The organism is Nocardia sp. NPDC060220, from assembly GCF_042727815.1.
Lineage (GTDB): Bacteria > Actinomycetota > Actinomycetes > Mycobacteriales > Mycobacteriaceae > Nocardia.
In genome coordinates, this window is the sequence record NZ_JBHWZY010001068.1 from 1 (window position 1) to 2,061 (window position 2,061).

General features: G+C 64.5%; 2 protein-coding genes. One reads left to right on the forward strand and one right to left on the reverse strand.

The window, feature by feature from the left end; all coding sequences use genetic code 11:
* Positions 1–83: 83 nt before the first annotated feature.
* The gene (locus tag ACFWF3_RS33660; protein ID WP_379318013.1) at positions 84–860 is read right to left on the reverse strand and encodes a TetR/AcrR family transcriptional regulator; all 777 of its coding nucleotides are present in this window, start codon (positions 858–860) and stop codon (positions 84–86) included.
* 100 nt (positions 861–960) lie between these two features.
* Here ACFWF3_RS33660 and ACFWF3_RS33665 point away from each other — a divergent pair.
* Positions 961–2,061: esterase/lipase family protein (locus ACFWF3_RS33665; protein WP_379318014.1), on the forward strand; the 1,101-nt coding region annotated here is incomplete at its 3' end.

The following is a 2,061-nucleotide window of genomic DNA, read 5'->3' on the forward strand; positions in this document are numbered from 1 at the left end:
CAGCGTATCCGGGCCGAACAGCTGCTGCGCCTGGTTCTCGCCGACCTCCAGTCCCGCGACGAGGTGCCGGTGTGAGCCCAGTGCTATGCGCGGCCCCGCATCTCGCCGTACAGCCAGGTGCCGATCATCTGCGCGGTCATGGCGATGGCGGCGGCGCGGTCGCCGTCGGCCACGTCGTCGGCCGAAGCGCGCACGACCGCGGCGAATCCGGTGTTGACCAGAACCCAGGACATCATGTCGTTGTCACGGTCGTCGCCGGGCCCGACGAACTGGATCACGATGAGCTTGACCAGCATTCGCAATCGCGGCTCGAATTCGGGTAACCCGCTGCTGTAGAACTGCACACTGCCGACGAGCGCGCGAACCAGATCCGACTTCGCGATCAGCACTTCGGCGAAGACATCGAGTATCTCGGAGGCGATGGCGACAAAGTCGTCGCTGCTCTTGGGCGATGTCGCCACGGGCAGGCTGAATACCCGCTGGGTGAACTCCTGCTCGACATCGGCGATGAGCCGATCGAGGAGTTCGTCGACGAGAAACGACCGCTCCGGAAAGTATCGGTACAGCGTGCCGATACTGACGTGCGCCTGCGCCGCGATGACATTGGTGGAAGTGTTGTCGATTCCCCGCTGCCCGAACAGTTCGGCGGCGGTGTCGAGAATGTGTTCCCGGGTCGCCTTCGCCCGCTCCTGCTTCGGCCTGATCCGCCGGTCGACGGGTTTCGGTGGCATCGGTATTCCTTTCGGCCAGCTGCTGCACTGATTCTCGTGGAAATATTCCGAAAGGTGGTCCGCATTGCGCGGAATAATATTTCCTGTGCGCGGCCATGGGGTTCCGCGACAGTGAATGGTGAGGTGCACACACCTGACCGGAAGCGATTTCCGTGCCGGTTGTTCCGGCATATGTTCGGGACGGCTTACGAGCCGATTCCTTTTTCGCATTCGGAAAGGCAGACCTTGCATGACCATTACTCGTGGCCGCACACGCTCGGTGCGTGCGGCAATACTGATGGGCGTCAGCGTTGTTGCTGTCGCCCTCTCCGGGGCGGGGGCGGCGGCTGACCCGGCGTCCGAACCCACTGAACAGCAGCTGGCCGAAATCATCCACCAGGGCCGCGATGTGGCCTGGGGTACCGACGGCGGGCTCGGCGGCACGGGGTCGGCCTGTACCTCCGGTAGCGGTGCGGGCTCGGGTAACGGCTCCGGCGACTGCCTCGGTGGTTCCGGCTCCAGCTCGGGCTCCTCGGGCGGCTACTCCTCCGACCCGGGCGCTATCGGCCCCGCGTCGACGGCGTTCCTGCCCGCGTTCGGCTACGGACTGCTCAATCCCGACGCGGGTGCTCCCGGCACCAACGATTGGAACTGCAAGCCGACCGCGCAGCATCCGCGACCGGTGGTGTTGTTGCACGGCACCTGGATGAACGCCTACAACGGGTACGCCTACATGGGCCAGCCGATCAAGGACGCCGGTTACTGCACGTTCACGTTCAACTACGGCCGTTCCAACATCGTCGAGGGCGGCGGGCTCGGTTCGTTCCTGCCCGGTGTCATGGGCACCGGCTACATCCAGGATTCGGCGAAGCAGACCGCGGCGTTCGTGGACCGGGTCCTCGCGGCCACCGGTTCCGACGAGGTCGACATCATCGCGCACTCCCAAGGTGGGTCGATGGCGAACTGGTACACGAAGTTCGAGGGCGGCGCGGCCAAGGTCAACAAGCTGATCACCTTCGGCGCCACCCACCACGGCACCAGCCTCGACGGCATCGGCGCCCTGGGTCGCATGGTCAACAACCTGGGTATCGATGTGCTGGGTCCGATCGAGATCTTCGTCGGCCACGCCGGTATCCAGCAGACCGTCGGTTCGGATTTCGTCAAGACGCTCAACGCCAACGGTGACACCGTTCCCGGTGTCGATTACACCGTGGTCGGCACGCGCTACGACGAGGTGACGAACCCGTACGAGCTGACGTTCCTCGACCAGGGCCCCGGCTCGACGGTCAACAACGTTGTGCTGCAGGAAGGGTGCGAGCAGGACATCTCCGATCACCTGACGATGATGCAC